Origin of the sequence: Serratia sp. 2723 (assembly GCF_050434425.1) — a bacterium.
Lineage (GTDB): Bacteria > Pseudomonadota > Gammaproteobacteria > Enterobacterales > Enterobacteriaceae > Chania.
The window spans coordinates 75,008-101,704 of sequence record NZ_JBNDIN010000015.1; the positions used below are offsets into that span (position 1 = coordinate 75,008).

Consider the following 26,697-nt stretch of genomic DNA (forward strand, 5'->3'; position numbering starts at 1 on the left):
AGAAAAGAGATTTCCTACAGCATAGTCGGGGCGGGGAAAATGGGGGCATTACGCCCCCCACTCGAATCAGGAATCAATACTGATTAAATATCGCCTGGATCTGTTTGGCGTCTTTGGTTTGAGTTAATGCCAACTGCAGCAAAATTCTCGCTTTTTGCGGATTCAGCGTTCCGGCTGCCACAAAACCGAGTTTAGTATCATCCACTTCCGCATCTTCGGTGGTGAAGCCGGTAGGCACGCGAGAAGAACGCACTACCGCCACACCGTTATGGGCCGCCGTGGCCAGCGTATCAAACACGGTTTTATACAGGTTGCCGTTACCCACCCCGGCGCTGACGATCCCTTGATAACCTTCGGCGATCAGCGCCTTGGCTGGCGCATCGGACGCGTTGGCATAGTTATAGATAATACCGACCGTCGGCAGCGTGCTCATCTGGTCGACGTTAAACGGTGTTTCGATAGTGTGCTTGCGCTGCGGCGAACGTTGGTAGTCGATTTTGCCGTTGTGGATGTACCCCAGCGGGCCAAAGTTAGGGGACTGGAAAGTCTGTACGCCGGTGGTATTGGTTTTGGTCACGTCGCGACCATCGAGCACCGTATCATTCATCACCACCAGCACGCCCCGCTTGGCCGATTGAGGATCAGCGGCGGTGACAACTGCGTTATACAGGTTAAATGGACCATCGGCGCTCATAGCAGTAGCCGGGCGCATTGCCCCCACGATCACGACCGGCTTATCGCACTTGACGGTGAGATCCAGGAAATAGGCGGTCTCCTCCAGCGTGTCAGTACCGTGGGTGATCACAAAACCATCGGTTTTGGCACAGTCCGCATTAATCTTCTTGACCAGCTTGAGCCAGACTTCGTCATTCATATCCTGCGAACCGATGTTGACCACCTGCTCGCCCTGCACGTTGGCAACCTTTTTCAACTCCGGTACGGCATCCACCAATGCTTCAACGCCCAGTTTACCCGCAGTGTAGTTGGACTTGGTGGCCGAGTCGCCACCGCCAGCGATAGTCCCGCCGGTGGCCAGCAAGGTGATATTCGGTAACGCCAGTGCCGAGCCGCAAGTCCCGGCCAACAGTAGTGCCAACACGCTGAGTTTCACTGATTTCATTACGTTTCTCCATTATTGTTAACCCGCTGAATTATCGTCTTTATCCCCAGAAAAACTGTGACATCTGATCGGCTTTAGGAATACGTGGAGCTTGGGAACAAAACCCCGTATCATTGCGCGTTTTTAGTACGCCATATAAGTGAAGACAATGACGCAAACTTTTATTCCTGGCAAAGACGCTGCGCTGGAAGACTCCATCGCCCGTTTTCAGCAGAAATTAACCGATCTGGGTTTCAATATCGAAGAAGCCTCCTGGCTGAATCCGGTACCACACGTCTGGTCAGTGCATATCCGCGATCGCGATTGCCCACTGTGCTTCACCAACGGTAAGGGTGCCAGCAAGAAGGCCGCGCTGGCTTCCGCTCTGGGCGAATATTTCGAGCGCCTGTCGACCAACTATTTCTTCGCCGATTTCTATTTGGGCCAACAGATTGCCGAAGGCGATTTCGTTCACTATCCCAATGAGAAATGGTTCCCGATCCCGGCCGACAACAGGCTGCCACAAGGCATCCTGGATGAGCGCACGCACGCCTTCTACGATCCGGAGCAGGAGCTGACTGCCAGCGATCTGATCGATCTGCAGTCTGGCAATAGCGATCGTGGCATCTGCGCCCTGCCATTCACCCGTCAGTCGGATCAGCAAACCGTTTATATTCCGATGAACATCATCGGCAACCTGTATGTGTCCAACGGCATGTCCGCTGGCAACACCGCCAACGAAGCGCGGGTTCAGGGCCTCTCCGAGGTGTTCGAGCGTTATGTGAAGAACCGCATCATCGCCGAGTCCATCAGCCTGCCGGAAATCCCGAGCGAAGTGCTGAACCGCTATCCTGACGTGGTTGAGGCGATCGCCAAGCTGGAGGCCGAAGGCTTCCCGATCCTCTCTTATGATGCCTCGTTAGGTGGCAACTACCCAGTGATCTGCGTGGTGTTGTTCAACCCCGCCAACGGCACCTGCTTTGCCTCCTTTGGCGCTCACCCTGATTTCGGGGTCGCGCTGGAGCGTACCGTTACCGAGCTGTTGCAAGGCCGCGGCTTGAAAGATCTGGATGTGTTTACCGCCCCGACCTTCGATGACGAAGAAGTGGCCGAGCACGCCAACCTGGAAACTCACTTCATCGATTCCAGCGGTTTGATCTCCTGGGATATGTTCAAACAGAATGCCGACTATCCGTTTGTCGACTGGAGTTTCAGCGGTAGCACGCAGGAAGAGTTCGCCACCCTGATGAGCATCTTTAATAAAGAAGATGCCGAAGTGTACATCGCCGATTACGAACACCTGGACGTGTACGCCTGCCGCATCATCGTTCCGGGGATGTCCGATATCTATCCGGCAGAGGACCTGGTACTGGCAAACAACAGCATGGGCGCACACCTGCGCGAAACCCTGCTGCAACTACCGGGTAGCGAGTGGGAACCAGAAGAGTACCTGGCACTGATCCAACAGTTGGATGATGAAGGGCTGGACGATTTCACCCGCGTACGTGAATTGCTGGGCATTGCCTCTGGAAAAGACAACGCCTGGTACACCCTGCGCGTTGGCGAACTGAAATCCATGCTGGCACTGGCCGGTGGCGATCTCGAGCAGGCGCTGATCTGGGCCGAGTGGACACAGGAGTTCAACGCCTCGCTGTTTACCCCGGAGCGCAGCAACTACTATCGTTGCCTGCAGACGCTGCTGCTGTTGGCGCTGGAGCCAGAGCGCGACCCTGCCCAATATCACACGGCTTTCGTGAAGATGTATGGTCAGGATGCGGTTGATGCGGCCTCTGCGGCCATGAGCGGTGAAGAACGCTTCAACGGTCTGTTTGCCATCGACAGTGAACTGAAAGCCTTGCCGGCCCATCAGGCGCTGTTGGCGGCTTACGAAAAGCTGCAAGCGGCCAAACGCCGTCACTGGGCGCAGGCATAAGCCTGATTGATACGCCGGTAGAACTTTACCGGCGTTACTCCCAAAGAAGCAGCCTTGATTCGGTTGCCGATCAAAAAACAGGCAAACCCTGGCGTAGAATGTTTTTATCAAAAGCGCACTTATCGGCCAATAGGATAATTAATTCACCACTTGTTATGCCAACGTAAAATATTAATTGACCATCAGTTAATAATTATTTATCAAAAAGCGACAATAAGCACAAAAATTTAACCCTCCCCCGCCAAACCCGAGGCTAAATTCAAAATTTATTATAAACATTAAAAAATTTTTTTTGCATAAAAATCAATAAGATAATCCATTTAACCTTGCTGATTTTACGGTTTTTAGCCGTCTTACTTCTGCGCGTTATGATCCAAGTCAATTTTTACCCTATACTGCTTTGCTAGTATCTCAATGTGTTGTAATAACCCTTAAGAGCGAGAGTTAGTGTGAGAGCTGACAACCCCTTCGATATGCTGTTACCTGCCGCGATGGCGAAAGTTGCCGAGGATGCGGGGGTTTATAAAGCCACCAAGCGTCCGCTGACGACTTTTTATTTAGCGATCACCGCAGGTGTGTTCATTTCTATCGCCTTTGTTTTCTATATCACAGCGACTACCGGCACCGCCGCCGTTCCTTTCGGCCTCGCCAAACTGGTAGGTGGTATCTGCTTCTCCATGGGGTTAATGCTGGTCGTCGTCTGCGGTGCCGATCTGTTCACCTCTACCGTACTGACCGTGATTGCCAAAGCCAGCGGGCGTATTACCTGGGGTCAACTGGCTCTTAACTGGTTAAACGTCTATATTGGCAACCTGATTGGTGCCCTGTTCTTCGTTGCTCTGATCTGGTTCTCCGGCGAGTATATGGCGGCCAATGGCATGTGGGGTTTGAACGTATTGCAAACCGCCGACCATAAACTGCACCACACCTTTATCGAAGCCGTCTGTCTGGGTATCCTGGCTAACCTGATGGTTTGCCTGGCCGTCTGGATGAGCTACTCCGGCCGCAGCCTGATGGACAAGATGTTCGCCATGATCCTGCCGGTGGCCATGTTTGTTGCCAGCGGTTTTGAGCACAGTATCGCCAACATGTTTATGATCCCTATGGGTATAGTGGTTAAGCACTTTGCCACACCAGAGTTTTGGCAAACCGTGGGGGCAGCACCCGAGCAATTCGCTCATCTGACCGTAAGCAACTTTATCATCGACAACCTGATCCCCGTCACCATCGGCAACATCATTGGCGGTGGTCTACTGGTTGGGTTGACTTACTGGGTAATTTATCTGCGTGGCGGCGAACAGAAGCACTAATCTGTTGGCTGACACGGCGCCGGGTTTACAAAGAAATTCACATTAGAAGGTAGGTGTATAATGACCGAACTTAACGAGAAGTTAGCGACAGCTTGGCAAGGTTTCAGCGAAGGTGACTGGCAGAAAGAAGTCAACGTACGTGACTTCATCCAGAAAAACTACACTCCTTACGAGGGTGATGAATCCTTCCTGGCTGGCGCAAGTCAAGCCACTACCACTCTGTGGGACAAGGTTATGGAAGGGATCAAACTGGAAAACCGCACCCATGCGCCAGTTGATTTCGATACCAACGTCGTCTCCACCGTGACTTCTCATGATGCAGGCTATATCAACAAAGATCTGGAAACCATCGTTGGTTTGCAGACCGATGCTCCTCTGAAACGCGCGCTGATCCCATTCGGCGGCATCAAGATGGTTGAAGGTTCATGCAAGGTTTATGGCCGTGAACTGGATCCACAAGTGAAGAAAGTGTTCACCGAATACCGCAAAACCCACAACCAGGGCGTATTCGATGTTTACACCAAAGACATCCTGAACTGCCGTAAGTCTGGCGTGTTGACCGGTCTGCCAGATGCCTATGGCCGTGGCCGTATCATCGGTGACTACCGTCGCGTTGCTTTGTACGGTATCGACTTCCTGATGGCCGACAAGCTGAACCAGTTCAAGTCTCTGCAGACCCGTCTGGAAAATGGCGAAGATCTGGAAATGACCATCCAGCTGCGCGAAGAAATTGCTGAACAGCACCGTGCCCTGGGTCAGATTAAAGAAATGGCCGCCAAATACGGCTATGACATTTCAGGCCCAGCCAGCACCGCTCAAGAAGCCGTCCAGTGGACCTACTTCGGCTACCTGGCCGCGGTGAAATCCCAGAACGGTGCAGCCATGTCCTTCGGCCGCGTATCTACCTTCCTGGACGTGTTCATTGAGCGCGATATCAAGGCCGGTAAACTGACCGAACTGCAGGCGCAAGAACTGATCGACCATCTGGTCATGAAACTGCGTATGGTTCGCTTCCTGCGTACTCCTGAGTATGATGAGCTGTTCTCTGGTGACCCAATCTGGGCAACAGAATCCCTGGCAGGTATGGGTGTTGATGGTCGTACGCTGGTAACCAAAAACAGCTTCCGCTTCCTGAACACGCTGTACACCATGGGGCCATCTCCAGAGCCAAACATGACCATCCTGTGGTCTGAAAAACTGCCGTTGAACTTCAAAAAATACGCCGCGAAAGTGTCTATCGACACCTCCTCCGTACAGTATGAAAACGACGACCTGATGCGCCCAGACTTCAACAACGATGACTATGCCATCGCCTGTTGCGTCAGCCCGATGATTGTCGGTAAGCAAATGCAGTTCTTCGGTGCGCGTGCCAACCTGGCGAAAACCATGTTGTACGCAATCAACGGCGGCGTTGATGAAAAACTGAAAATGCAGGTTGGCCCGAAAGAAGCCCCAATGATGGACACCGTGCTGGACTATGACAAAGTCATGGAACGTATGGACCACTTCATGGACTGGCTGGCCAAGCAGTATGTGACCTCGTTGAACATCATTCACTACATGCACGACAAGTACAGCTATGAAGCTGCGCTGATGGCTCTGCATGACCGTGATGTTTATCGCACCATGGCTTGTGGTATCGCGGGTCTGTCCGTAGCTGCCGACTCCCTGTCTGCCATCAAGTACGCCAAAGTATCCACCATCCGTGACGAAGACGGCCTGGCTGTCGACTTCAAAATCGAAGGTGAATATCCGCAGTTCGGTAACAACGATCCTCGCGTAGATGACATCGCTTGTGACCTGGTAGAACGTTTCATGAAGAAAATTCAGAAACTGCGTACCTACCGTAATGCGGTACCAACTCAGTCCGTGCTGACCATCACCTCTAACGTGGTTTATGGTAAGAAAACCGGTAACACCCCAGATGGTCGTCGTGCAGGCGCTCCATTTGGTCCAGGTGCCAACCCAATGCACGGCCGCGATCAGAAAGGTGCTGTAGCCTCTCTGACCTCCGTAGCCAAACTGCCGTTTGCCTATGCGAAAGATGGTATCTCGTACACCTTCTCCATCGTGCCTAACGCGTTGGGTAAAGATGACGACGTGCGTAAAGCCAACCTGGCGGGTCTGATGGATGGTTACTTCCACCACGAAGCGTCCATCGAAGGCGGTCAGCACCTGAACGTGAACGTGATGAACCGTGAAATGCTGCTGGACGCGATGGAAAACCCTGAGAAATATCCTCAGCTGACCATCCGCGTATCGGGTTACGCAGTGCGTTTCAACTCGTTGACCAAAGAACAGCAACAAGACGTGATTACTCGTACTTTCACCCAGTCGATCTAATCGCTGTTTTTCCGGGGCGGATCGCTCTGCCCCGCAGAACAAATGTTACCAAGGCCGGATATTCCGGCCTTTTTACTAACTAACCCCTGACTCTGGTCTTGAGTCTGTTTTGCCAGGTATCTACGCTGCTGCTTAACCTGTGATGGGTATATACTGCATGGATATCTGGCAAAACAGTGATCCGGTACGTAACCGGCCAACAGGAATCGTTTTACCTGGCGCTTTTTTCGCCACATCGTTGATCCCTGCCTGGCGGTTACCAGCCTATTTTAGACTGCGTTTGACAGTCGATTTTGGAGAAACCCGCAATGTCCTTGAAAGGCCGCATCCACTCTTTCGAATCCTGTGGCACCGTTGATGGCCCAGGTATCCGCTTTATCGTGTTCTTCCAGGGTTGCCTGATGCGCTGCCTGTACTGCCATAACCGCGATACCTGGGACACCCACGGCGGCAAAGAGGTCACGGTTGAAGAGCTGATGACCGATACCGTGGCCTACCGTCACTTTATGAACGCTTCCGGCGGTGGCGTAACGGCGTCCGGCGGCGAAGCAATCCTGCAGGCCGAATTTGTCCGCGACTGGTTCCGCGCCTGTCACAAGGAAGGGATCAGCACCTGCCTGGACACTAACGGCTTTGTCCGCCGCTATGACCCGGTGATCGATGAACTGCTGGATACCACCGACCTGGTAATGCTCGATCTGAAACAGATGAATGACGATATTCACCAGAACCTGGTGGGAGTTTCCAACCATCGCACGCTGGAGTTTGCCCGTTATCTGGCCAAGCGTAATCAACGCACCTGGATCCGCTACGTGGTGGTGCCAGGCTGGTCTGATGATGATAAATCGACGCATCTGCTCGGTGAGTTCACCAAGGATATGACCAATATCGAGAAGATCGAGCTATTGCCTTACCACGAGCTAGGCAAGCACAAATGGATAGCGATGGGTGAAGAGTACAAGCTGGACGGCGTTCATCCGCCAAAAGCCGACACCATGGATCGCGTTAAGGGGATCCTGGAAAGCTACGGCCACAAAGTGATCTATTAACCTCCTGCTGATGCCCTAGCCTTTTCCCTGTGAGCGGTCTCTTGAACAGGCCCCTGTTCAAGAGACTTCGCCATCCTCGCGTTTGAATTATTTTCTTACAAAATGACATTAATTATTCATACATAGTAAAGAAGGAAGTGACAGAACAGATTCAGGTTTTTTAACTATTAACCAGACTTAAATTTTAAGTATCATAACAAATACAGACAATTACCTTAATCACTTACCTTTTTTTGCTTTTTTACCATATAGATTAAATTACTTCCCACCCGCCTACCTTTACTTATTAATAAGATAAATTTACGTACTACTTGCTTAGTATAACTGGGTCAATCAGACCAAATACACGATCAATGCCGTTAGAAACGACGGCGGTTTAAGCATCAGCGCTAAATTTGACAACGGTTAACCATAACCGATTAATACTAACAAAGGGATATGTTATGAACACCTTGAATCATCTATTGGTAAAAAACCGTAGCTGGGCAACAGAACAGCAATGGCGGGATCCGAGTTTTTTCCTACAACTTGCAAAATCTCAGCATCCTAAAATTCTATGGATCGGCTGCTCTGACAGTCGAGTCCCTGCCGAAACTATCGTACGTGCACAACCCGGCGAGCTATTTGTACATCGTAATATTGCCAATATGGTCGAAGAACAAGATGATAATTTGATGAGTGTGGTGCAATACGCTGTCGAGCATCTTGCTGTAAGTAGCATCGTAATTTGCGGGCATGACGGTTGCGGTGGGATCCAGTCAGCTTTGAGTACCCGAAATACCCCAGTAAAAGATTCCCTGACGCGCCGCCTTGCCTCTCTGCGCATCTCTCTGGACTCACACCTGACCAGCCCAAAAACCAACGAAACAGAATATTTGAAAAAGGCCGTCTATGCCAATGTACATATCCAACTGAATAAACTCAGTAAAACCGCCGTAATCCAGAGAGCCTGGCAGCAGAATAAAGAATTGACGCTATTCGGCTGTATTTACGATATGCACACGGGATTCCTTAATGTACTGGCGCAATACCCCGACGACGGGGAGGTGCCATGAGATACGCTGATTTTCGCTTTGATCTTCCGGCTGGATTAGTCGTATTCCTGGTGGCTCTGCCACTGAGCCTGGGGATCGCCCAAGCCAGTGGAGTTCCACCATTCGTGGGTTTACTGACAGGGATTATCGGCGGACTCCTTGTCACACTACTCAGCCCCTCCCCTTTTTCCGTTAGCGGGCCTGCGGCCGGGTTGGTCACTATTGTGACCGGGGCCATCGTTTCTCTGGGCGATTTTCCAACCTTCTTGTTTGCGTTGCTACTGTCAGGAATATTTCAATTTGTCTTTGGTATGTTACGCTGCGGCAAATTGGCGGCGCTAATCCCCAGTGCGGTGATCCACGGTATGTTGGCTGGTATTGGAATACTGCTTATTTTACAACAATTACCACTGGCTATGGGATACCCTATCGATCATGGCCTGGGTGAAAGAACCTCGTTTCAGCACCTAAAGAGAGACATTACCCCGGCGGCAATAATAGTCACCCTCGGGGCGCTACTACTCATCAATTTCTGGGGGAGTTCTTCTGTTAAACAACGTCTGCGGCTTTCTGCATTACCGGGCCCTCTGATTGCTGTATTATGGGGATGCTTATTTGTCTGGCTTGAGCAGCGTTTATCACCCGGGCTGCCAAACCTGACACGTATTGAACTGCCTGCGCTAACAAGTGTGGAAGCGTTACAATCTCAACTGTCTTTTCCTAACTGGCAAGCTTGGCGTAATCCTTCGGTCTATTTGATAGCCATTACCATTGCCATCGTCGGCAGTTTGGAAACGCTGCTCAGTCAGGAGGCATTAAAGAAAATTGCCCCCATGACGCCAGAGCCGAGTGCCGATAAAGAGCTGCGGGCGCAAGGGGCCGGTAATATGTTAAGTGGCCTGATAGGTGGCTTACCTATTACCTCTGTGATAGTAAGAAGTACTGCCAACGTGCAAGCTGGTGCGCGCAGTCGCCTGTCAATCCTCATCCATGGGATATTATTACTGCTCAGCGCGATTCTATTTACAGATTTACTTAACAATGTTCCCTTGGCAAGTTTAGCGGCAATTTTGATTTATACTGGCTTTAAGCTGGCACACCCAAAAATCATCTTATCGTTATGGCGACAAGGTCTACAACAATTTATCCCTTTCACCGCCACCCTGTTCGGTATTTTATTTCTCGGTATGTTAGAAGGGATTGCCCTTGGATTAGGCGTGCAACTGGTAGGGAGTTTGTATCAAAGCAATCGCAACGCCCTGCGATTGACACACTACGATAATCACTACCTGATCAAATGTCAGCAAAACCTGACCTTTCTGAACAAAATGCGATTAAAACATTTATTGGGACAGATTAAGCCGGATAGCGAAGTGATCATAGATTGTGAAGGTATCGACTATCTGGATGACGATATTCGCGAAATACTCAATGAGTACCGACATAGTGCAGCTAAAAGAGGGATAAAGATTAGCCTGCACTCATCGGAAAATATCCTGGTACGCAATATCCATTAATCGCCTGTCAATCGAAAGATCGGTTTTTCATGTTCAGGCCGCGGCTAACGGGGTGTGGTGATGGTCAGGTTTCTTCAGCAGCATCACCAGATAAACCAACGCCACCCCCGCAATCATCACAAACAGCAGCCGATCGGAGTAGCTCTGCATCAGCATCGACGTCATCGATGGGCCCAGCAAGCTACCGACGGTATAGCTCATTAACAATGTCTGGTTCATCGCCACCAACTGATGCGGCAGCACCTTTTCGCATGCCCAGGACATCGCCACCGGGTAAAGGGTAAAGCCCGCGCAGCCCAAAATGAACAGCGCCGGAGCCATCGCATAGTTACCCAGCATCGCGATACTGGCAAGGATCACCACGAACACCTGAATGCGCAGCACCAGCAAGCGGCCATAGCGGTCGGCCAAACGCCCGATTGGCCACTGACCAACGATGCCGGAACTGACCAGCAGCGCCATCCAGTAACCCACGTTGGCATCACTCATCCCCTGATGGTTTAAATACAGCGGCATCAGACCGTACAATGAGCCCAGCACAATCCCCGAGATAATGCAGCCGTTGATGCCCAACCGGGCGTCGCGACGTTTAAACATCTGCCAGATAGAGGCCTGTTGCGGCTCGTCATCCTGGCGATTCACCCGCGCAAACAACATCGGCAGCATAGCGGCCATCACAACGGCGGTCACCCACGGCACCACATCCAGCAATTGAGTTGAAACACGGCTTAACAACAACTGCCCCGCAACCGTACCGAGATAGTAAACCATCATATACGCCGCCAACAGTTGGCCGCGGTTACTCAAAGTACCGCTGCGCAACAGCGCGCTTTCAACAATCACCCAAATCCAGGCACACCCTACCCCGGCAAAAAAGCGCCAGCCGATCCAGCTCCAGAAGTCCAGCGACAGCACCATCCCCACGGTAGCGAAGGCAAACACCAGGCAGGCAAGATGATAGCTGCGGCTAAAGCCAATCCGCTTGATCAGTTTGCCCGCCACCAGCGTTCCCAACAGGTTACCGGTAAAGTAAGCCGAACTGACCACTCCCACTTGCCAGGTTGGCAATTGGGCATGCGTTAACCACAGGGGAACCAAAGTGTTCAAAACGGCGATGGAAACCGTAAGCAGCAATAGGCCACAGAGCAACATAAGCACTGGGCGAGAATATGCGGACATAGTGAATTTGAAACCGAACAGACTGAGTAGTGTGCGCGCATCATGCCACTGGCGATAAAAAAGTCAATCGGCGGATAACGGGCGATCGCACAATATGTTTAGCAACGGGTTAAAACTGGCTTTATAGCTGTTCCGGCAACGATTTTTCACCCGAGGCGGCCAGGGAAATATGCCCATGAAAGCAGGACAACTTGCACAGTCCACAGCCATTACACAACGCATTGTCACACTGCAATTGGCGGGTACCGTTTGCAGAAAGCTGGAAGGATAAAGCCTGTTGCGGGCAGTTGATGGTACACATCCGGCAGTTGTCTTGCCGCCCCAGGCAGCTATGGCTGATTTGCGGGCGCAGCAGCGTGTCGCAGGGCATTTTGTCGCGCAGCGCTCCCGTTTGGCAGGCGGTGGTACATTTGCGGCAGGCATCACATTCGGTGAAATCGATGCTCAATACCGCCTTGCCTTGATCGAGGCTCAATAAACCGTACGGGCAGTTGCTCACGCAGCCGCCACAACCGTTGCACAATGCGCTGAATAACGCCTCCGGCAAAGCCTGAGGTGGACGAGCCATCGCAGGCAATGTCACAGAGGGGACTTCCCGCTCCGGCAAGGCTTTATTACGATCAAGCCAACCAGTCAGCAACCGGCGTCGGCTATTGCCTTGCGCAGAGAGTGGCTGGTCGTTGTTCATCAGAAATACAGCTCCAGGTTCGGCACCGGTGACGGGCACTCTTCCGCCCAGGCTGCCAGCGTGATTTGTGCCAGTTGAGCCACGCCTTGATAGAATGGATGTCCGGCATGTTGTTGTAGCAATTCCAGATAACGCGGTGCCCAAGGCAGCAGGTGCAGCGCCATCAGCCCGGAAATCATTTTGTGCTGCTTCTCTTCGGCCAACCAGGCCGCCATCATCAGCAAAGTGCCAATATGATCTTCCGGTTCATTCTGGTCGCGCTGGGCTTCGATACCGTTCACCCGCAACCATTGGCGCAGGCGCAGCGTCGAATCACCAAACAGCACGCTCTCTCTATCCAGATAGACCGACCCCCAAGGAGGAGCAACCAGCGTATGCGGGCCTACGAACAGGCGTTGATAAGCCTCTGACAGCGTCTCTGGCTGGTTTGCCGCCAGGCCTTCGGCAATCAGGGCTGCCGCCTCTTGTGCACCTTCATAAGGCCATTCGGTCAACCACTGCGCGTCGGCCAGGGAGTCCAGTAAAGGCTGGCACTCTTTGCTCTCCGGTGGGGCATACAATAAAACACCTAGCACACGGCCAGTCAGGGCAATTTTTTCAAGCATCATAACTTGGGGCTTCTCCAAGGGCGCGGCCTGGCCGCGCCCAGATTAACGTTAGCCAGCCACAGCCATGCCAACGGTCATATGCAGGCCGTAGAACACGCCACGGCCAATCAACTCACCGACAAAGACTAACACAAAGCCCAAGGTCAACCCCATTACACTGGCGTTACCACGGCGCAACTGCGGGCAAATCCAGCAACCTAGGCCAAGAACCAGCAATACCAGCCGCCAAACCATCAGTTGGCCATATTCCGGGATCAGCGCCGACGCCTGCTGTACCGAGCTGCTGATAGTGGCCAACTCACTGCCCTGCAACAGCGCCGAGCAAAGGCTAAGCAACAGCGCCAATACGCTGATCATCATCAGTTGACCACGGGCAGCCACTTCCAAACCGGCCGCCCGCAACAGCAACACACCCAACAGCGGGCCGCCGATAAATACCGACAGGAAGAAGTTCAACGTGGTGTAACCGTTATGCCAGGTCGGTACGGTATCGATCTGATAGACACGCGTCATGGCATAGACAAACAGCAGGCCCAACACCATGGTGAGCACCAGCCAGGCTTTCCCCAGCGCCTGCGGCATTTTTTTCAACACTGCCAGCAGCCAATAGAGACCACCAACCGCAAAAAACACCGAACCACTGGCGATCTCATTACTCAATGCCGACTCACCAATGCGATTGAGCGAGTTAAAGGCCCTGATCGGCGTCCCCAAGTGCATCATGGAGGCAATAAAAGCAATCCCCATCAGCAACCACAGGAAAAACATAGAACCCTGTACTGCCTTGCTCTGGCGATCGGTCAGATTGCCAGCGATCAACGCCAGCCCCATTACAATGACGCCGCCCACCACAAACTGCCCCAATACGGTGAACACCATCAGCGGCCATTCATGCCATCCCGTTCCCATTTTAAACCTCCTTCGGATTAGCCAGATGGCCGGTAGTGTCACCACTCGGGCGGCTGTTGGCGTTAGGTTTTAGCACGATGCACGGTTTGGTGAAATGCGCGGCCGGTAACGGTGCCACTTGCGCCAGGGTGCCATGTTGTTTACGCAGTTCGTCGATTGGGCCAAAGTCCAGGGCACGTAGCGGACAGGACTCGACACAAATCGGCTTTTGGCCCACGGCGACGCGCTCATAGCAGCCATCGCACTTGGTCATATGCCCTTTCGCTTCGTTGTACTGCGGTGCGCCGTATGGGCATGCCATATGGCAGTAGCGGCAACCGATGCACACCTCTTCGTTCACCACCACAAAACCGTCTTCCCGCTTGTGCATGGCGCCACTTGGGCACACTTTGGTACAGGCCGGGTCTTCACAGTGGTTACAGGCGATCGACAGGTAATAGGCAAACACGTTCTGGTGCCAGCTATCGCCGTCCTGCTGCCAGTCGCCCCCGGCATACTCATAGATACGGCGGAAACTGACGTCCGGGGTCAGGTTTTTATAGTCTTTGCAGGCCAGCTCGCAGGTTTTGCAGCCGGTGCAACGACTCGAATCAATGTAGAATCCATATTGCGTAGTCATCAGCTACTCCTTAAAGTTTGGCGACCTGGACCAGATTGGTGTGAGATGGATTGCCCTTGGCCAGCGGCGACGGGCGCTGGGTGGTCAGCACGTTGATACTGCCAGCATGATCGATACGGCTACCATCCGGCGCATACCAGGCTCCTTCGCCCATAGCTACCACGCCCGGCAACACGCGCGGCGTTACCTTGGCATTGATGCGTACCTCCCCCCGGTCGTTGTAAATGCGGATCAGATCGCCGTTGGCTATCCCGCGGGATTGCGCATCAATCGGGTTGATCCACATCTCCTGGCGGCAAGCGGCCTTCAGCACGTCGACGTTGCCGTAGGTGGAGTGGGTTCTGGCTTTGTAGTGGAAACCGGTCATCTGCAATGGATACTTGCCGCTTAACGGATCGTCGAGGCTTTCAAAACCGGCCGCATACACCGGTAACGGATCAATAACGTCGTCCTTGGATAATTCCCAAGTCGCTGCCAGCTCCGCCAGTTGAGCGGAATAAATCTCAATCTTGCCGGAAGGCGTTTTTAGCGGATTAGCCTGCGGATCGGCCCGGAATGCTTTGTAAGCCACATGGTGCCCATCGGGATCGCGCTGCTTGAAGATCCCTTGCTTGAGGAACTGTTCAAACTCCGGTAGCGCCGGAATGGCTGCACGGGATTGCTGATAAAGATGACGCAGCCACTCTTCCTGCGTGCGCCCTTCGGTGAAAGCCTGCTCGACCCCCATACGACGGGCGATCTCGCTGGTCATGTCATAAATGTTTTTACATTCAAACTGCGGTTTGATCGCCTGATCGGCGAAGATGACGTAGCCCATATTGCCGCTTGAAGCATCCAGACAGAAATCCATCTGTTCGGAAGCGGTGCAATCTGGCAACACCAGATCGGCATATTTCGCCGACGAGGTCATGTGGTTATCGATCACCACGATCATCTCGCACTTCTTCTCGTCCTGCAGAATGTCGTGGGTACGGTTGATTTCTGAATGCTGGTTAATCAGGCAGTTACTGGCATAGTTCCAGATAAACTTGATCGGCACGTCCAGCTTGTCCTTGCCCTGCACGCCGTCACGCCTGGCGGTCATTTCCGGCCCGCGCAGGATGGCATCGGTCCACATGAACATGGAGATACTGGTTTTAACCGGATTCTCCAACGTCGGCATCCGTACAAATGGCAGGCCGTAGGAGCCTTCGCGCGCACCCGTGTTACCGCCATGGATCCCGACGTTACCGGTGAGGATCGGCAACATGGCGATGGCGCGTGAGGTCAACTCACCGTTGGCATGGCGTTGCGGCCCCCAACCTTGGGAAATAAACGCCGGTTTGGTGCTGCCAATTTCGCGCGCCAGTTTGACGATGCGGTCGGCCGGGATGCCGGTAATTTTTGAGGCCCAGACAGGCGTTTTCTCAATGCCATCGTCACCTTGACCCAGGATATAGGCCTTATAATGGCCATTAGCCGGTGCTCCAGCAGGCAACGTTTTTTCGTCGTAGCCCACGCAATATTTATCCAGGAACGGCTGATCGACCAAATTCTCGCTGATCAACACATGGGCCAACCCGGCAACCAGTGCCGCATCAGTGCCAGGGCGAATCGGGATCCACTCGTCTTCCCTACCGGCAGCGGTATCGGTGTAGCGCGGATCGATCACAATCATGCGCGCATTCGAACGCTCACGCGCCTGCTCCAGCAAATAGGTTACCCCACCGCCGCTCATGCGGGTTTCCCCTGGGTTGTTGCCGAACAACACCACCAACTTACTGTTTTCGATATCCGTCGGGCTGTTACCGTCCGCCCATCCGCCGTAGGTGTAATTCAGCCCCATGGCGATCTGCGCAGTGCTGTAGTCACCATAGTGGTTCAGATAGCCGCCGCAGCAGTTCATCAGACGAGCGATCAATGTAGAACCCGGTGGCCAGGAACGGGTGACTGTGCCGCCCAAGGTGCCGGTACCGTAGTTCAAATAGATGGCTTCGTTGCCATAGTCTTTGATGATGCGCTTCATGTTGTCAGCGATCAGCGTGTAGGCTTCATCCCAGCTTATCTGCTTGAATTTTCCTTCGCCCCGCTTGCCCACGCGGAGCATGGGATACTTCAGGCGGTCCGGGTTATATACGCGGCGGCGCATTGAACGCCCACGCAGGCAGGCACGAACCTGATGCAACTCTTGGTACTCGTCGTTGCCAGTATTATCTGTTTCGACATATTTGATCATACCGTCGACCACATGCATCCGCAGCGGGCAACGGCTACCGCAGTTCACCGTGCAGGCACTCCACACTACTTTTTCTTCGGGTTTGGCAAGGGCTGGCTCGGGAGAACTTTCGGCGCTGGCACAGCGGCTAAAAGGCAGAGAAACACCACCAACGGCGAAGGCAAGCCCGCCAATGGCACTGTTTTTCACCAATTTTCGCCTGGAGCACTGAAAGCCGGTTAGCTGTTTTTTGGGGGAGTCGCTCATAATATTTTCGCTCTGGGTTGCATAAAGAGCCAGTGGAACTGGCAATAAAACCTGCAATCAACGTGTTACGCCGCTCCCAATGCAGGCGGACTTCAAAAAGCAGGTAAAAGTGTTTTAATTGTGACCTGCTCTAGGTGGAACTATCCTCCTAAATAGGTAGCTCCACCTTGTTCACAATCAATAAATAGTTGATATCACTGCCATTATTGATAATGATTATTATTTCATACCTTTTCAATCTCGATCAAATTGGTATGCTGTGGGTTACCTTTCGCCAACGGTGATGGCCGGTGGGTGGTGAGCGTATTCATGCAGGCACCGTGATCGATACGGTCGCCGTTCATGTTGGCCTGATGCCAGGCTCCTTGCCCCATCGCTACTACGCCCGGCATGATGCGCGGTGTCACTTTGGCGGCCACGCGAACTTCACCACGGCCATTGAATACCCGCACCGTTTCACCGCTGGCAATGCCGCGCTGGTGGGCATCAAGCGGGTTGATCCAGACTTCCTGCGGACAAGCGGCCTGCAATACGTCGATATTGCCGTAGCTGGAGTGGGTGCGAGCCTTATAGTGGAAACCGAACATTTGCAGCGGATAGGTGTTACGCAACGGGTCATCCCAACCTTCAAAGGTCGAGGCATAGATCGGCAGCGGGCTGATGGTTTCGTCCTTCTCCAGTTCCCAATTGCTGGCGATCTCTGCCAGCCTGGCAGAATAGATTTCGATCTTGCCTGACGGCGTTTTCAACGGGTTGGCCGCAGGATCGTCACGGAATTTTTTATAGGCCACAAAGTGTCCATTGGGGTCTTTACGCTTGTATATCCCCATGCTGCGCAAGGCTTCATACGACGGCAACAGCGGATCCTTCTCCAGCATCTTGGCGTAAAGGTATTGCAGCCATTGTTCCTGAGTGCGCCCCTCGGTAAATTTTTGGTGTACCTCAGGCCCAAGGCGGCGCGCCACCTCGCTCATCACTTCATAAATGGGTTTACGCTCAAACTTGGCAGTAGTGGCCGGCTGGATAAAGATCAGATAGCCCATATTGCCGGCGTAATCGTTCGGGATAATGTCCTCCTGCTCAACCGTCATCAGGTCTGGCAGCAGAATATCGGCGTATTTCGCCGAGGAAGTCATAAAGTTTTCCAGCACCACGATCATTTCGCACTGGGAGTCATCCTGCAGAATGTCGTGGGTTTTGTTGATATCGGAATGCTGGTTGGTGATGGTATTACCGGCATAGTTCCAGATGAACTTGATCGGCACATCCAGCTTGTCTTTACCGCGCACCCCATCACGTTTGGCGGTCATTTCCGGGCCACGAGCAATGGCATCGGTCCAGCTGAAGCAGGAAATCTGCGTTTTTACCGGGTTTTCCAGCACCGGCATCCGTTCAATAGTGATGGTGTAGGTTGACTCACGTGCGCCGCTGTTACCACCGTTGATCCCCACGTTACCCGTCAGGATCGGCAGCATGGCAATGGCCCGCGAGGTGAGCTCTCCATTCGCCTGGCGCTGTGGCCCCCATCCTTGCGAGATATAGGCCGGCTTGGCACTACCAATCTCACGTGCCAGCTTGATGATGCGCTCGGCCGGGATACCGGTGATCTGCGATGCCCACTGCGGGGTTTTCTCAACACCGTCCTGGCCCTGCCCCAGGATGTAAGCTTTGTAGTGGCCGTTGGCTGGCGCACCGGCGGGTAAGGTTTTCTCATCGTAACCCACGCAGTATTTATCCAGGAACGGTTGGTCGACCAAATTCTCGCTGATCAACACATGCGCCAATCCGGCGACCAGTGCAGCATCAGTGCCTGGCCGGATCGGGATCCACTCATCTTCTCGCCCGGCTGCCGTATCCGTATAACGCGGATCGATGACGATCATGCGCGCGTTTGAACGTTCTCGCGCCTGCTCCAGGAAGTAGGTGATGCCACCGCCGCTCATGCGGGTTTCCGCCGGATTGTTGCCAAACAGCACCACCAGCTTGCTGTTTTCGATATCAGAGGTGCTGTTGCCCTCGTTGCTGCCGTAGGTATAGGGCATGGCGCAGGCGATCTGGGCGGTGCTGTAGGTGCCATAGTGGCTGAGAAAACCGCCGTAGCAGTTCATCAGGCGGGCAACCAGCGAGGCATAAGGCGAAGAGCGGGTGATATTGCCGCCGACAATGCCGGAGGTATAGTTGATGTAAACCGCTTCATTGCCGTATTTGGCGACGATACGTTGCAGGCTGGCGGCAATTTCGCTGTAAGCCTCTTCCCAGCTGATGCGTTTGAATTTACCTTCGCCACGTTTGCCGACGCGTTTCATCGGGTAATTCAGGCGTTCCGGATGGTTCATCCGCCGACGCATGGAGCGGCCACGCAAACAGGCCCGCACCTGGTGGTTGCCATAAACATCATCGCCCGTATTATCGGTTTCAACCCAGTAAACTTCGTCATCACGCACGTGTAACCGCAAGGCGCAGCGGCTGCCACAGTTAACCGAGCAGGCACCCCACACCACTTTGTCCTGCGGCGCTGGTTGCACCGCGGTACCGACCGTTTCTGCCACTGCATGGCGGCTAAAAGGCAACGAAAAACCGCCAGCGGCGAGGGTCAACCCCGCTACCGTGCCGGATTTCATCAGTGTACGGCGGCTGATACCGTTTGATGATGTTGCAGATTTTTGCTTCGACATAGCTCACTCCTGGTTTTGCCCGAATAATGGGAAAAGTCATGCCTTGGTCGGCAAAGACAGGAGGAAGCTGAATTAGCGCTAGGTGATTTGATGTGGAAAAATAATTCCCCCTCCATAAATGAGGATATTACTCATTAGGGGGTAGTAAACTTTGTCTGCTATCAATAAATATGGCTTTCATTCGTAAATGAAAATCATTCACACGAAAAAAGCGCCCGTAGGCGCTTTCGATACCACCGTGAGGCAGATTAACCGATATATTCCAGGCCGCCCATGTAAGGACGCAATGCTTCTGGCACCTGAATACGGCCATCGGCCTGCTGGTAGTTTTCCAGCACCGCGACCAGAGTACGGCCTACGGCCAAACCAGAACCGTTCAGCGTGTGCACCAGACGTGGCTTCTTCTCGGTTTTGCTGCGGCAACGAGCCTGCATACGGCGCGCCTGGAAATCCCCCATGTTGGAGCAGGAAGAGATCTCGCGATAGGTGTTCTGCGCAGGCAGCCATACTTCCAGATCGTAGGTTTTACAGGCACCAAAGCCGATATCACCGGTGCACAGCAGCACTTTACGGTATGGCAGCTCCAGCAGCTGCAGCACTTTCTCCGCATGGCCGGTCAACTCTTCCAGCGCATCCATCGAGTCTTCTGGACGCACGATCTGCACCATTTCGACTTTATCGAATTGGTGCATACGGATCAAACCACGGGTGTCACGGCCATAAGAACCCGCTTCTGAACGGAAGCATGGCGTATGTGCGGTCATTCTCAGCGGCAGATCTTCTTCATTGAGGATCTCGTCACGTACCAGGTTGGTGACTGGCACTTCCGCAGTCGGGATCAGCGCATAGTTGCTGCTTTCCGATTCTTCTTCCAGCGGTTTGGTATGGAACAAGTCTTCACCAAACTTCGGCAACTGGCCAGTACCATACAGCGTGGCATGATTCACCAGATACGGCACGTAGGTTTCCAGATAGCCGTGCTGTTCCGTATGCAGATCCAGCATGAACTGGGCCAGCGCACGGTGCATACGGGCTATTTGGCCTTTCATCACCACAAAGCGCGCACCGGTCAGTTTCACGGCAGCGGCAAAATCCAGCCCACCGGACATTTCGCCCAGCTCTACGTGATCGCGTACCGGGAAATCGTACTGACGTGGTTCACCCCAGCGGCAGATTTCCAGGTTTTCACTATCGTCTTTGCCATCCGGCACCGCCTCGTCCGGCACGTTCGGCATTACCAGCGCATAGTCACGGATCTCGTTCTGCAGCTTATCCAGTGCGGCCTTGGCAGCATCCAGCTTGTCACCCAGTTCGTTCACTTCGCGACGCAGTGGCTCGATATCTTCACCGCGCGCTTTGGCCGCGCCGATGGATTTCGATCGGGAGTTACGTTCTGCCTGCAGTGTTTCAGTTTCTACCTGCAGAACCTTACGGCGCTCTTCTTGCGAACGCAGCAGATCCAGATCGAGTTTAAAGCCTCTGCGAGCCAGTTTTACGGCGACTGCGTCTAGCTCATTACGCAGCAGATTGGGATCGAGCATGCTAATCCTGTGCTTGTTGTTATTGAAAGAGAAATTGTGTTTTATGCCGCAACGGTATAGCCGCATAAAAGAAGTGTGATACCCGCTAACCTTACCGCAACGGCAACGCTAGCGGTAGCGTTTTGTCTGGCTATTTTGATCCTGCTCAGCCAGCCATGCCAACTTTTCACCGATTTTACCTTCCAGCCCGCGCGAGGTCGGATGATAGTAGCGCGTAGTCGCCATTTCCGCCGGGAAATAGCTCTCTCCGGCTGCGTAGGCGTTGGGTTCGTCATGGGCATAGCGGTATTCCGCGCCCAACCCCATTTCTTTCATCAGCTTGGTCGGTGCGTTACGCAGATGCTCCGGCACGTCATAGTCTGCCATCTCTTTGGCATCACGCATGGCGGCTTTAAAAGCGGTATAGACGGCATTGCTTTTTGGCGCACAGGCCAGATAAACGATCGCCTGTGCGATAGCGCGTTCCCCCTCTGCAGGGCCAACGCGGGTGAAGCAATCCCAGGCGGCAATGGCCACCTGCATTCCGCGCGGATCGGCGTTGCCAACGTCTTCAGAGGCAATGGCCAACAGGCGGCGCGCCACATACAGCGGATCGCCACCGGCGGTAATAATACGCGCATACCAGTACAAGGCAGCATCCGGTGCCGAGCCACGCACGGATTTATGCAGCGCTGAAATCAGATCGTAATAGCGATCGCCTTTGTTATCGAAGCGCGCGCTGCGCTCACCAGAGACTTCTTTGAGCAACTCTGGGGTTAATACCCGCATGCCTTTGCCGTCGATTTCCGCCATATCGGCCATCATCTCCAGGCTGTTCAAGGCGCGGCGGGCATCTCCCCCCACCAGTTCCGACAGCATGCGCCTGGTTTCCGGCGGCAGCTCAATGTTTTGATCGCCAAAACCACGCGCCTTGTCTTCCATGGCCTGATCCAGCACCTGGCCGATGTCGTCCGCCGTCAGCGCTTTGAGTAGATACACCCGCGCACGAGACAGCAACGCCGAGTTCAGTTCAAAGGAGGGGTTTTCCGTGGTGGCACCGATAAAGGTAATGGTGCCGTCTTCGATATGCGGCAGGAAGGCATCCTGCTGGCTTTTATTGAAGCGGTGAACTTCGTCAACAAACAGGATGGTGCGGCGGCCTGCATCGCGGTTTTGCCGAGCGCGCTCGATGGCTTCGCGGATCTCCTTGATGCCGGAGGTCACCGCTGAGATGCGCTCAACGTCGGCCCGACCATAGCGGCCAATCAACTCTGCCAGCGTCGTTTTCCCGGTTCCCGGCGGCCCCCACAGGATCATCGAGTGCAACTGCCCTGCCTCGATAGCGCGTGGCAACGGTTTGCCCGGGGCCAGCAAATGCTGCTGACCAATATATTGTGCCAGCGTGGTTGGCCGCATACGCGCGGCCAGTGGCTGGAACTCATTGTGGGAAAAATCGAGTGACATGTTGCTCACGTAGACCTCTACTGCCGCTGGTCGTCCAGCGTCACCCCCTTCGGTGGGGTAAATTTGAATTTGGCAGCATCAACGCCGCTACTCTGCTGGCTCTTCAACTGATAAGCGCTGCGTTGACCATCTTGCTCAACCGCAGCAAAGCTCTTGATGGTGCCGCTATTGGTCACGGTGATGGCAAACTGCTTCAGATTACCGCTGCTGGCCTTTGGCGTCAGTTCGAAATCATCGCCTTTCTGCTTGACGTTGTACTGTTTCCAGTCGTTAGCATCGTTACGGGTGATCAGCATAAAGGGCGTATTGCCAGTGGCGTTTTTCAGCCAGGTGGCCGTCACCTGTTCGACAAACGGGTTGTAGAACCACAGGGTCTCACCGTCCGAAACCAGCACGCTCTCATCCGGCGAGGTCATGTGCCAGTTAAACAGATTGGGGCGTTTTACCCATAATTCGCCTTCCCCTTGCTGCACCGCAGCGCCGTCGCTACTGGTGACCGATTGGGAGAAGCTGGCATGGAAACTGTTTACTTTCGCCAGACGACTTTGCAAATCTTGCGCGGCATCCGCCAATACGGAAGTAGAAGCGAATCCCGAAAGCAGACAACAGGCAATCAACAGTTTTTTCATTATTCCAGATACCTTATGAAATGCGTTTACCGCAAACTGGGTCAATATAACCCTGAACACCTCCACTCTACCCGAAGCACTCGGCCAACAGCCAGAGCACTATTCCGATAAAGCAGGGGTTTACGCTTCTTTGCACAAGGGCCGCAAAGCGGCCCTTTTATTATGGTTACAGCGCCTGATGGCAATCAGTCATGCCGTGGCGGGGCCAGCACCTCACGGTTACCGTTATGCCCCTGCTCGCTGACAATGCCCTGCGCTTCCATCTGCTCGATGATACGCGCGGCCCGGTTGTAGCCGATGCGGAACTGGCGCTGTACGCCGGAAATCGAAGCGCGGCGTTTATCCACCACAAACTCGACTGCCTGATCGAATAGCGGATCCAGCTCTTCGTCACCGTCCAGACCACCACCTGCACCACCCTCACCGTCTTCACCGGCGCTGAGAATGCCCTCTTTATACTGTGGCCGCTCACGCGCTTTCCAGTCTTTGACCACGGCATGAACTTCCTGATCGCGGACAAACGCCCCGTGCACACGCACCGGTATCGAAGAGTTCGGTGCCAGATACAGCATGTCGCCCATCCCCAGCAAGGATTCCGCTCCGCCCTGATCGAGAATGGTGCGGGAGTCGATCTTGCTCGATACGGTAAAGGCGATACGCGTCGGGATGTTGGCCTTGATCAAACCGGTGATCACGTCCACCGAAGGACGCTGGGTTGCCAGCACCAGGTGGATCCCCGCAGCACGCGCTTTCTGTGCCAGGCGAGCGATCAGCTCTTCAACCTTTTTGCCCACCGTCATGATCAGATCGGCAAATTCATCCACCATCACCACGATGTACGGCTCTTTTTCCAACACCGGCGGCGTGATATCCATGCTGTCGCTTGGCTTCCAGAACGGATCCGGGATTGGCCGCCCCATCGCCTCGGCCTGATCGACCCGCTCGTTGTAGCCCGCCAGGTTACGAACCCCCAGGGCAGACATCAGCTTATAGCGGCGCTCCATCTCGGCCACGCACCAACGCAATGCATTGGCGGCGTCTTTCATATCGGTAACCACGTCGGTCAGCAGATGCGGAATACCTTCATAGACCGACAGTTCCAGCATTTTCGGGTCGATCATGATAAAGCGCACTTCTTTCGGCGTGGCCTTATACAGGATGCTGAGGATCATGGCGTTGACCCCTACCGATTTACCGGAACCGGTAGTACCGGCCACCAGCAGATGCGGCATTTTACCCAGATCGGCGACCACCGGTTGGCCCGCGATATCTTTACCCAATACGATCGCCAGAGGCGATGGATTGTCACGGAAGGCGGGGCAATCCAGCACTTCGCGCAGATACACGGTTTGCCGTTTGACGTTCGGCAGTTCCAGCCCGACGTAAGGTTTACCCGGGATCACCTCCACCACACGCACGGCGGAAGTTGACAGCGAACGAGCCAGATCGCGCGACAGGTTGGAGATACGCGCAGCCTTGACGCCGGGAGCCAAATCCAGTTCGAAACGGGTAATGACCGGGCCAGGCAGAATATCGACCACGTCAGCCTTGACGCGATAATCCGCCAGGCTGGCTTCCACCAGCCGCGCTTTCTGTTCCAGCGCAAAGGTATCGACCGGTTCGACCTCTTTCGGGGCCTCGGTCAACAGATCCAGCGTTGGCAGTGGCGTAGTCGGTTTCTGCAGCGGCATATCATTGCGCATCAGGAATGGATGGATCAGGCTGTCCATCGCTGGCGCGGGCGGTTGCTGCTGAACGGGTGGCTGATAAGTCTGTTGCGGCTGGTAACCCGGCGCAGGGGGAGTTTGTGGACGCGGTGCCTGATAAGCGGGCACCTCAGGCTCAAACTGCCCGAACGGCACATCGTCTTCCAACTCGCTTTCCTGTTCGATGCTATCCTCAAGCTGTGGCGACAGGGTAAACAGCGGCTCGGTTGGGCCGTCATCCACCAGATCTGCCATCGGTGAGAAACTGTAGGCCTGGCGAGTATCCACCGGACGAGTCACCGGAGCCGGTTCTGGTTCAGGCTGCGGTTGTTCTACGCCATAGCGTGCCTGTTGCTGCGCGGCAAATGCCTGACCGAGTTCGGCCTCACGCTGCGCATCTTCGTCATCCTGTTGATATTCTTCTTGTTGATACTCTTCGCCATAGCGCTGGCTTTGCTGTTCGGCAAAAGCTTGACGCAATGCGGCCTCTTGCAAGGCTTCATCTTCTTCCTGCGGATTGCTGACCGGTTCTGGCTGAGGCTCATCCCCACGGTTACGCTGCTCCTGTTCCGCAATACGCTGCGAAGGCAGCTTGATGCCGTAGGAAGCCAGCTCACGCCGAGTTGGAATACGCACCGGATTTGGCCGTGGCAGTTCCGGACCGATGCCCTGCTTGACCTGCGAACTCGCATCGCTGGTGGCAGTAAACGCAGGCATGAAGGTGTTGTTAACCACGCCGGCGGTCGCAGCGGCTACCGCTGGCTTCACGACCTCTCTGGCGCTGAAACCCGTTGAGCCAATGACATCGTCGCTATCCCGCTGGGCCGCAGAGAAATCAAACGGTGACGGCTCTGGTTTTGGCGTCACAGGGGTCTGCCAGTCACCCAGGCGCGGCTCATGTTCCTCACGATAAGGCTCCGCTACGCGCGTCGTTCTCGGTGCCGGTGTCTCTTCAGGCAGTTCAAACGAATACAGCGGTGGCGTGTCTTGTGGCTGCGCAGGGGTTAATGGATGCTGATTGATAGAAGCAGGCGCTGTCGGGGCCACGGTGACCGGAGCCTGAACGGCCGCTTTCGGCATTGCCGGGATATCGCTAACGACCGGCGCTGGCTCGGCAAGCGGAAGGTCATCATCGCTGGCACGCAACCCACTCAATAAAGGATCTGCGGCATCTTGCGCTTCTTCTTCGGCGGTTTCGGTCACGGAAGAGGCAGAGAACAACGCATCGTCCTCATCTACTGCCATAGCAGCAGGTGCCACATGTTGGCCGCTTTCCTCGTGCTCATCGAACACGACATCGTCATCGTCGTGATAGCGGTCTTCACGGCGTGAACGGTTAGTCATAAAGGTAGCTGCGCCCAGCACTACACCACCAATTTTTTCCGCAATGACCAGCCATGACCAACCGGTGAACAGCGTCAGCCCCACTGCCCAAATGCCGAGCAGCGCCAAGGTGGCGCCAATGCCGTTAAACCACGGCAACATGGCATTGCTTAGCAGGCTGCCAATCACCCCGCCGGAAGCGAAGTAATAGAGATCGTCAACGTTCAACGCCGCCAGGCCACACGAGGTAAGCACCAGCGCCAATGTGCCGATCAAACGTAACGAGAGCCCAAAGAAATCGACGTAGTCGCCGTTATCGCGCTGACGGTAACCCGACAGACACAACACCAGCATAATCGGCGGGATCGCATAGGCAAGGACCCCAAAGGTGAAGAACAACGTGTCGGCCAACCATGCGCCTACTCCGCCGCCCAGATTGTGGATAGGCTCATGCCAGGCAGTTTGCGACCAACTAGGATCGGAAGGATTGAAACTGACCAACGCAGCCATGAGGTAAACGGCAAAAATGGCCACCACGATCAACACAGCCTCGAGCAAACGCCGCCCACTGCTGAGTTTTTTCAGGGTAACTTCTTTATCTTCTGTGTATTCCTGGCTCAAGAAAGGCACT

18 protein-coding genes are annotated in these 26,697 nt (G+C 54.1%); 6 read left to right on the forward strand and 12 right to left on the reverse strand.

What is annotated here, in order from left to right; translation table 11 throughout:
• Positions 1–73: 73 nt before the first annotated feature.
• Complete coding sequence (gene ansB / locus ABIE29_RS19765; RefSeq protein WP_429620541.1) at positions 74–1,120, reverse strand: L-asparaginase 2; 1,047 nt, start codon at positions 1,118–1,120, stop codon at positions 74–76.
• A gap of 148 nt (positions 1,121–1,268) precedes the next feature.
• On the opposite strand from ansB, the gene ycaO reads away from it, so the two are divergent.
• From ycaO to ABIE29_RS19795, 6 genes are all read left to right on the forward strand, one after another.
• Complete coding sequence (gene ycaO / locus ABIE29_RS19770) at positions 1,269–3,032, forward strand: 30S ribosomal protein S12 methylthiotransferase accessory factor YcaO (protein ID WP_429620543.1); 1,764 nt, start codon at positions 1,269–1,271, stop codon at positions 3,030–3,032.
• A 449-nt stretch (positions 3,033–3,481) separates the two neighbouring features.
• Positions 3,482–4,342, forward strand: coding sequence for a formate transporter FocA (focA, locus tag ABIE29_RS19775; protein ID WP_429620545.1), 861 nt, complete (start codon positions 3,482–3,484; stop codon positions 4,340–4,342).
• A gap of 60 nt (positions 4,343–4,402) precedes the next feature.
• Positions 4,403–6,685 (forward strand): formate C-acetyltransferase, encoded by a 2,283-nt coding sequence (gene pflB, locus ABIE29_RS19780; protein ID WP_429620547.1) that lies wholly within the window; start codon positions 4,403–4,405, stop codon positions 6,683–6,685.
• A gap of 308 nt (positions 6,686–6,993) precedes the next feature.
• Positions 6,994–7,734: a pyruvate formate lyase 1-activating protein gene (gene pflA, locus ABIE29_RS19785; RefSeq protein ID WP_024484611.1), complete on the forward strand. Its 741-nt coding sequence runs from the start codon at positions 6,994–6,996 to the stop codon at positions 7,732–7,734.
• A 443-nt stretch (positions 7,735–8,177) separates the two neighbouring features.
• Positions 8,178–8,789: a carbonic anhydrase gene (locus ABIE29_RS19790; protein ID WP_429620549.1), complete on the forward strand. Its 612-nt coding sequence runs from the start codon at positions 8,178–8,180 to the stop codon at positions 8,787–8,789.
• The gene (locus tag ABIE29_RS19795) at positions 8,786–10,285 is read left to right on the forward strand and encodes a SulP family inorganic anion transporter (protein WP_429620551.1); all 1,500 of its coding nucleotides are present in this window, start codon (positions 8,786–8,788) and stop codon (positions 10,283–10,285) included. The genes ABIE29_RS19790 and ABIE29_RS19795 overlap by 4 nt, the downstream gene beginning before the upstream one ends.
• Positions 10,286–10,318: 33 nt before the next feature.
• On the opposite strand, the gene ABIE29_RS19800 is transcribed toward ABIE29_RS19795, so the two are convergent.
• The 11 genes from ABIE29_RS19800 to ABIE29_RS19850 all read right to left on the reverse strand — a co-directional run bounded on the left by ABIE29_RS19800 (position 10,319) and on the right by ABIE29_RS19850 (position 26,687).
• Positions 10,319–11,464 (reverse strand): MFS transporter, encoded by a 1,146-nt coding sequence (locus ABIE29_RS19800; RefSeq protein WP_429620553.1) that lies wholly within the window; start codon positions 11,462–11,464, stop codon positions 10,319–10,321.
• A 121-nt stretch (positions 11,465–11,585) separates the two neighbouring features.
• Positions 11,586–12,152, reverse strand: a complete 567-nt coding sequence (napF, locus tag ABIE29_RS19805; protein WP_429620555.1) for a ferredoxin-type protein NapF — start codon at positions 12,150–12,152, stop codon at positions 11,586–11,588.
• Complete coding sequence (gene dmsD, locus ABIE29_RS19810; RefSeq protein WP_429620557.1) at positions 12,152–12,760, reverse strand: Tat proofreading chaperone DmsD; 609 nt, start codon at positions 12,758–12,760, stop codon at positions 12,152–12,154. Before dmsD ends, napF begins: the two co-directional genes overlap by 1 nt.
• Before the next feature lie 48 nt (positions 12,761–12,808).
• Positions 12,809–13,669: a DmsC/YnfH family molybdoenzyme membrane anchor subunit gene (locus ABIE29_RS19815; RefSeq protein ID WP_429620559.1), complete on the reverse strand. Its 861-nt coding sequence runs from the start codon at positions 13,667–13,669 to the stop codon at positions 12,809–12,811.
• Between the two features lies 1 nt (position 13,670).
• On the reverse strand, positions 13,671–14,288 hold the full coding sequence (locus ABIE29_RS19820; RefSeq protein ID WP_024529862.1) for a DMSO/selenate family reductase complex B subunit: 618 nt from the start codon (positions 14,286–14,288) through the stop codon (positions 13,671–13,673).
• Between the two features lie 10 nt (positions 14,289–14,298).
• Positions 14,299–16,749, reverse strand: coding sequence for a dimethylsulfoxide reductase subunit A (gene dmsA, locus ABIE29_RS19825; protein ID WP_429620561.1), 2,451 nt, complete (start codon positions 16,747–16,749; stop codon positions 14,299–14,301).
• A gap of 224 nt (positions 16,750–16,973) precedes the next feature.
• Positions 16,974–19,424: a selenate/tellurate reductase subunit YnfE gene (gene ynfE / locus ABIE29_RS19830; protein ID WP_429620563.1), complete on the reverse strand. Its 2,451-nt coding sequence runs from the start codon at positions 19,422–19,424 to the stop codon at positions 16,974–16,976.
• Between the two features lie 248 nt (positions 19,425–19,672).
• Positions 19,673–20,965, reverse strand: a complete 1,293-nt coding sequence (gene serS / locus ABIE29_RS19835; RefSeq protein ID WP_429620565.1) for a serine--tRNA ligase — start codon at positions 20,963–20,965, stop codon at positions 19,673–19,675.
• A gap of 108 nt (positions 20,966–21,073) precedes the next feature.
• Complete coding sequence (locus tag ABIE29_RS19840) at positions 21,074–22,417, reverse strand: replication-associated recombination protein A (protein ID WP_429620567.1); 1,344 nt, start codon at positions 22,415–22,417, stop codon at positions 21,074–21,076.
• Between the two features lie 8 nt (positions 22,418–22,425).
• The gene (gene lolA, locus ABIE29_RS19845) at positions 22,426–23,037 is read right to left on the reverse strand and encodes an outer membrane lipoprotein chaperone LolA (protein ID WP_429620569.1); all 612 of its coding nucleotides are present in this window, start codon (positions 23,035–23,037) and stop codon (positions 22,426–22,428) included.
• A 185-nt stretch (positions 23,038–23,222) separates the two neighbouring features.
• Positions 23,223–26,687, reverse strand: a complete 3,465-nt coding sequence (locus ABIE29_RS19850) for a DNA translocase FtsK 4TM domain-containing protein (RefSeq protein WP_429620573.1) — start codon at positions 26,685–26,687, stop codon at positions 23,223–23,225.
• Positions 26,688–26,697 lie beyond the last annotated feature (10 nt).